Origin of the sequence: Streptomyces sp. NPDC020875, assembly GCF_040641415.1 — a bacterium.
Classification (GTDB): Bacteria; Actinomycetota; Actinomycetes; order Streptomycetales; family Streptomycetaceae; genus Streptomyces.
In genome coordinates this window covers 1-6,031 of record NZ_JBFADP010000118.1, presented here as the reverse complement: position 1 = coordinate 6,031, position 6,031 = coordinate 1, and the positions used below count along the sequence as shown (strand labels likewise).

General features: G+C 76.0%; 5 protein-coding genes and 2 pseudogenes. 2 read left to right on the top strand and 5 right to left on the bottom strand.

Going from position 1 to position 6,031, the window contains the following annotated elements:
• Positions 1 to 1,919, top strand: a pseudogene (locus AB0G74_RS34040) (AfsR family transcriptional regulator); the annotation flags it as partial.
• A 119-nt stretch (positions 1,920 to 2,038) separates the two neighbouring features.
• Here the strand turns inward: AB0G74_RS34040 and AB0G74_RS34035 are convergent.
• The 5 genes from AB0G74_RS34035 to dhaK form a co-directional block, all read right to left on the bottom strand.
• On the bottom strand, positions 2,039 to 2,749 hold the full coding sequence (locus AB0G74_RS34035; protein WP_361154518.1) for a class F sortase: 711 nt from the start codon (positions 2,747 to 2,749) through the stop codon (positions 2,039 to 2,041).
• A 10-nt stretch (positions 2,750 to 2,759) separates the two neighbouring features.
• Positions 2,760 to 3,572: a hypothetical protein gene (locus AB0G74_RS34030; protein ID WP_361154515.1), complete on the bottom strand. Its 813-nt coding sequence runs from the start codon at positions 3,570 to 3,572 to the stop codon at positions 2,760 to 2,762.
• A gap of 177 nt (positions 3,573 to 3,749) precedes the next feature.
• The gene (locus AB0G74_RS34025) at positions 3,750 to 4,169 is read right to left on the bottom strand and encodes a PTS fructose transporter subunit IIA (RefSeq protein ID WP_361154512.1); all 420 of its coding nucleotides are present in this window, start codon (positions 4,167 to 4,169) and stop codon (positions 3,750 to 3,752) included.
• Positions 4,166 to 4,774, bottom strand: a complete 609-nt coding sequence (gene dhaL, locus AB0G74_RS34020) for a dihydroxyacetone kinase subunit DhaL (RefSeq protein ID WP_361154509.1) — start codon at positions 4,772 to 4,774, stop codon at positions 4,166 to 4,168. The genes AB0G74_RS34025 and dhaL overlap by 4 nt, the downstream gene beginning before the upstream one ends.
• Before the next feature lie 94 nt (positions 4,775 to 4,868).
• On the bottom strand, positions 4,869 to 5,855 hold the full coding sequence (gene dhaK, locus AB0G74_RS34015) for a dihydroxyacetone kinase subunit DhaK (protein WP_361154521.1): 987 nt from the start codon (positions 5,853 to 5,855) through the stop codon (positions 4,869 to 4,871).
• Between the two features lie 83 nt (positions 5,856 to 5,938).
• Between dhaK and AB0G74_RS34010 the strand changes: the two are divergent.
• Positions 5,939 to 6,031, top strand: a pseudogene (locus AB0G74_RS34010) (exodeoxyribonuclease III); the annotation flags it as partial.

The window sequence follows — 6,031 nt, the reverse complement described above, 5'->3', positions numbered from 1 at the left end:
ACCGGTTCCGGTTGCTGAGGGGTGGGGCGCGGACGGTGTTGCCGCGTCAGCAGACGCTGCGGGCGGTGGTCGACTGGTCCTGGGACCTCCTCGACGAGGACGAACGCACCGTCCTGCGCCGGCTCTCCGTCTTCGCCGGCGGCTGTGCCCTGTCCGAGGCCGAAGCGGTCTGCGGCGGCGACACCGGCCCCGACGGCACAGCCGTCCGCGACGGTACGGGCGGACCCGATGTCTTCACCGCCCTCGCCGCCCTGGTCGACAAATCGCTGGTGGTCGCCGCGCCCGGCGACGGGGGCGGTATGCGCTACCGCCTCCTGGAGACCGTCGCCGACTACGCCGCCGAACGCCTCGACGCCGCCGGGGAGCGCGCCGCGACCGAACTCCGCCATCTGCGGGTCTACCGCGAACTCGCCCGGGTCGGCGAGCCCGATCTGCGCCGGGCCGGAAGCGCCGTCCGGCTGGCCCAGTTCGACAGCGAACTGGGCAACTTCCGTCGGGCGCTGCGGACCGCGGTCGACCGGGGCGAGGAACAGGACGGCATCTGCCTCGTCCTCTCCCTGGGCTGGTACTGGCAGTTGCGGTCCTACGCGACCGACGCCCGTATCTGGGCCCCGGCGGTCGCCGCGCTCGGCCCCGACCCCTTCGCACGCCCCGTCCGCTGCGCCGACCCCGTCCCCGCCCGCTCCACCGCCACCCCGCCGCCCTGGCCCGAGCCCGAACTCTGGGAGGCGCGCCGCGGGGTCCGGCTGACGGCCCTCGCGGCCGGGGGAGCCGACGGCATGGCCATGAACAACCCGGAGGCCGTGGAACGGCTCCGGCGGATCGTCGCCGCCTACACCCCCGGACTGCCGCAGCTCTGCCGCCAGCCCGCCGCCATGTGGTACTTCTGCCGGCTGATCACCGGCGGCTACCCCGGCCTCGACCAGACCGCCGACGCCATCGTCGCCGACTGCGAGCGGCACCACGCCCGGGGCACGGCCGACGACTGGGATCTCGCCTTCGTACTGCTGATGCGGGCCCGGCTGCGCGGCCACAACACCGGACCGCAGGACGGCGGTGCCGCCCCGCCGCCCCCGGACGACCAGGACCACGACCACGACCACGACGCCGATCTGGCTCTCGCCCTGTTCGAGTCGACCGGTGACGACTGGGGGATCGCCGAGTCCCACGCGGCCCGCGGCGAGCACCACGAGTGGCGCGGCCGGGACGACGAGGCCGCCGCCGACTACGCCGCCGCCCTCCGGGTCTTCGCCCGTACCGGCTCACCCGCCCAGACCTCCGTCTACCGGGCCCGGCTGGTCTTCCTGCGGCTGCGTACGGTCGCCGAGGGCCCGGAACGGGAGGCCGCGGAGGCCGAGTTGCTGAACGCCGCGCGGGAGTCCCGCCGGGAGACCGAGGACGCCGACTTCCTCGGCGTCCCGCATATGCTGCTCGCCCGGCACTACGGCGACACCGGACGCACCGGGCTCGCCCGGGCCGAACTCGACTCGATGGAACGGCGGCTCAGCACAGACGCCTCGCAGCTCTTCCGGGGCCTGCTCGGCGGGATGCGGGCCTGGCTCGACTGCCGGGACGGGGAGTACGCCCGCGCCAGGGCGCGGATCCGGGAGGCGGTCCGGCACTTCGAGGGCCTCGGCCACTTCACCACCCGGCAGACGGCTGACCTCTTCCTCTGCGCGGCCTGGGCGATGGCGCATCTGGGGGACGCGGCCGACGGGGCCCGGCTGCTCGCCGCCTACGACGGCACGGGCCGCAACCCGCGCGGCGGCACCATCGGCTTCCAGCCCTTCCACGACGAGCGGCGGACCCGCCGGGCGGCGGAGGACGCGGTCGTGGCGGCGCTGGGCGACGACGGCTGGCGGCGCGCGTACCGCCGGGGCGAGGAGCTGACGATCCCCGAGGCGGCCCGGCTGATCTGACCCCCGTTCGGTACGGGACCCGCCCGCCGCCGGGGACCGGGGCCGTACCGCCCGGCGAGCCCCCGGCCACCCGGGCCCGGGTTCGGCGCTCCGCCGCCCGCCGGAACACGTGCCGCGGCTCAGGCCGGTCCGGTCGGCCCGGCCGCCGGTTCGGCCAGCCGGGCGAAGACCACCACGTTCTCCTCGTACCCCGACTTCTCCGACCAGCGCCCGCCGCAGGTGATCAGCCGCAGCTCGGGCCCCGGCGCGTCCGCGTACACCCGTTCGGCGGGAAACCCGGCACGGGGCAGCGACTCGGTTCCGTAGACGGTGAAGACGGCGGTACGGCCGTCCGCGCGGACCACCTCGACCCGGTCGCCGGGACCGAGGGCGCCGAGGGAGTAGAAGGCGGCCGGGCCCCGTTCCGTATCGACATGGCCGACCACGACGGAGGTGCCGCGCTCACCGGGCGACACCGACCCGGTGTACCAGCCCGCGAGTTCGGCGTCGTCCGGGGGAGGGGCCTCGATGGAGCCGTCCGAATCCAGCCCCACCCGCCGGAGCGGGGCGTCGATCCGCCGCGCCGGGACGACGACCCGCAGTGGCGGCGCGTACGGCAGCGGCTCCGCCAGGGACTGCGGGGGATCGGCGGCCCCGGTCGCCGGGGGAGCCGCCGACGGCGCCGGGCGGGGCGGGCCGCCGTCCGCCGCCCGGGCCCCCGGGTCCGCCGCCTCCGTTCCCGTACGCACCAGGAACACCCCGAGCAACAGCACGCACAGCAGTACGTACCACGCGCCGTACCGGGACGGGCGATGGGCGGGTGGGGGAGCGGGTGGCGGGACGGCGGGCATGAGGGGTTTGTCAGCCCCGGGTCGCGGACCGGTGGCGGCGGACCGCGAAGAGCGCGGCGCCGCCCGCGACGGCGGCCGTCAGCAGGGCCGAACCGGCGGCGATCCGCTCGGTCCCGGGCTCCGGCAGACTACCGCCCCCACCCGCGTGCACTCCGCCGCCGGGCTTCACGGAGGTGTCCGTACGGTGGTCCGACGCGCCGTCGTGGGCGCCGGTGTCGGTCGTACCGTCCTGGTCGGCGGGGTCCGAGGCGCCCGGCTCCGAGACGCCCGAGTCAGAGGCGCCAGGGTCGGTGGACCCGGGGTTCGTGCCGCCCGGTTCGGCGACCCCGGGATCGCCCACGAGCCCGGTGTCGGCCGGGTCGTCGACCGTCGTGTCCCCGCCGGTCGTGTCCCCGGCCCGGGCCGTGGCCTTCGTGCCGATCAGCAGCCGCGCGGTGCCCCGCTCGCCCAGGCAGTCGAAGGTGACGTCGTACGCGGAACCGGGCCGGGCGTCCGGGGCGACCGTCGCGGTGGCGGGCAGCTCCTCCGTCAGGGTCACCGGGGCGAAGGCGTCCGACGAGGCCGTCACGGACGGTGCCTGACACTCCGTCGCCCGCAGGGTCACCTCGCCGCCGGGCGCCACGCTCGCCGGGGTGACCGTGAACGTGAACGAGGTCAGCTGTTCCGCCGGGGTGACCGCGCCCCCCTCACCGCCCGTTCCCGTGCCCGACCCCGGCACGGGCGCGGGCACCGGTGGCGTAACGGCGGCGACGGCCGGGACCGCGACCGCGAGTCCGGCGACGGTGACGAGGGCGGTGAGCGACGCGAGTCGTACGGCACGCATGGTCAAGTCTTCCGACGGGAACGAGGGGGCGGACACCCCATCGGGACCGACGCTAGGAGCGGGTCCGCCGCCCCGCCACCGCTGCGCCGCCGAACGGTCGGCCCCGTCACTCCGCTGCGGGCGGCCCCGTGCTCCGGGCGGGGCACGCCCGTACGGGCGGGATCCGGAGGGGACGGCCTACGCCTTGCGGTAGCCGTACGCCTCTCCGGCCGCCGCGTCCACCGACGCCAGATCGCCCCCGGCCGCGGCCGTCACCACGGCGGCGATCGCGCCCTCCAGGAACGGCGCGTCGACCAGTCGGGTGTCCGGCGGCAGTTCGTCGCCCTCGGCCAGCAGCGCCTTCACCGTGAGGACGGCGCTGCCGAGATCGACCAGTACGGCGACGCCCGCGCCCCGGTCCACCGAGGCCGCCGCGGTCGCGATCAGCTCGGAACTGGTCCCCAGCCCCCCGTCGGGTGTGCCGCCCGCCGCCGCGACCGGCGCGTCCGGGCCCGCGCCCGCCAGCGCCACCGCCAGCTCGGCCGCCGCCCGGGCCACCGGACCGCTGTGCGAGACCAGAACGATCCCGACGGGCCCCGGCTCCGCCGCCCCGCTCACGGCCGCACCGCCCCGGCGAGCGCCGCCATCAGCAGGGCGGACGACGCGGCACCCGGATCCTCGTGCCCGATACTGCGCTCCCCGAGATAGCTGGCCCGCCCCTTGCGGGCGCGCATCGGAATGGTCTCCAGCGCGCCCTGCCCGGCCGCGTCCCGGGCCGCCTCGAAGGTGTCGGTGGAATCCCCGAGGACCGCGACCGCCGGTTCCAGCGCGTCCAGCATCGTCTTGTCCCCGGCCCGCGCCCCGCCGAGCGCCGCCACCGCCGCGACGCCCTCCCGCAGCGCCGCCGCGAAGTCGCCCGGCGCGACCTCGGGCGCGTCGCCCAGCGCCTTGCCCGTACGCCGCAGCAGGGTGCCGTACAGCGGCCCGGACGCGCCCCCGACCTTGGAGATCAGCTCCTTGCCCGCCGTGATCAGTACGGCGCCCGGGGTCGCCGGGGTCCCGGCCGCGAGGGCCGCCGTCACCGCCGTGAACCCCCGCTGGAGATTGGCCCCGTGATCGGCGTCCCCGATCGCCGAGTCCAGCTCCGTGAGCCGGGCGGCCTCCTCGTCGACCAGGGCGGCGGCCGCCGTGAGCCAGCGGCGGAAGAATTCGGCGTCGAGCACGGGCCCTCCCGGGTGCGGTGTCCGTTCCTGAGGTACGCGATGGTCGTCGGTCGTTCGTACGGTGCGCGGAACCGGTCCCGGCCGGGGATGGTCCTCAGCCGCCCCAGCGGAGCGCCGGAGTCCGTACCGGCGCGTCCCAGAGCCGTACCAGTTCCTCGTCCGCCTGGCACAGCGTCACCGAGCAGCCCGCCATGTCGAGGGACGTCACATAGTTTCCGACGAGGGTACGGGCCACGGGCACACCCCGCTCCCCGAGCGCCCGGTGCACCTCCGCGTTGAAGCCGTACAGCTCCAGCAGCGGAGTGGCCCCCATCCCGTTCACCAGCAGCAGTACGGGACCGGTCGGCCGCCGGTCGGTGATCAGGGCGTCCACCGTGAAGTCGGCGATCTCCCGGGACGTCATCATGGCCCGCCGCTCCCGCCCCGGCTCGCCGTGGATACCGATCCCCAGCTCCAGCTCCCCCGAGGGCAGCTCGAACGTCGGGCTGCCCTTCGCCGGGGTCGTCACGGCGCCGAGCGCCACCCCGAAACTCCGAGACACCTCGTTCACCCGCCGCGCGATCGCCGCCACCCGCTCCAGCGGCGCGCCCTCCTCGGCGGCGGCCCCCGCGATCTTCTCCACGAAGAGGGTCCCGCCGGTACCCCGCCGCCCCGCCGTATAGAGACTGTCCGTCACCGCCACGTCGTCGTCGACCAGTACCTTCGCCAGCCGTACGCCCTCGTCCTCGGCCAGTTCGGCGGCCATCTCGAAGTTGAGGACGTCTCCCGTGTAGTTCTTGACGACGAACAGCACCCCTTCCCCGCTGTCCACGGCCGCCGCCGCCCGGACCATCTGATCGGGTACGGGGCTGGTGAAGACCTCCCCGGGACAGGCGGCCGAGAGCATCCCGGGCCCCACGAACCCCCCGTGCAGCGGCTCGTGCCCGGACCCGCCCCCGGACACCAGCGCCACCTTCCCGGCCACCGGCGCGTCCCGCCGGACGATCACCCGGTTCTCCACGTCCACGGTCAGCTCGGGATGGGCGGCGGCCATCCCCCGCAGGGCATCGGCGACGACGGTCTCGGGGACGTTGATCAGCATGCGCAACGGTCTCTCCTCGGCGGACTGGCGGGCGGCGCCCCTGATCGGGCCGGACGGCTCGGTCGGTCGGTCCCCTCCCCGCCAAGGTCTACGACGAGGCGGGGTACGTGGACGTGGTCCGCGCCCTCCACCCGGACCAGGAGGGTCCGTACAGCTGGTGGTCCTACCGGGGCCGC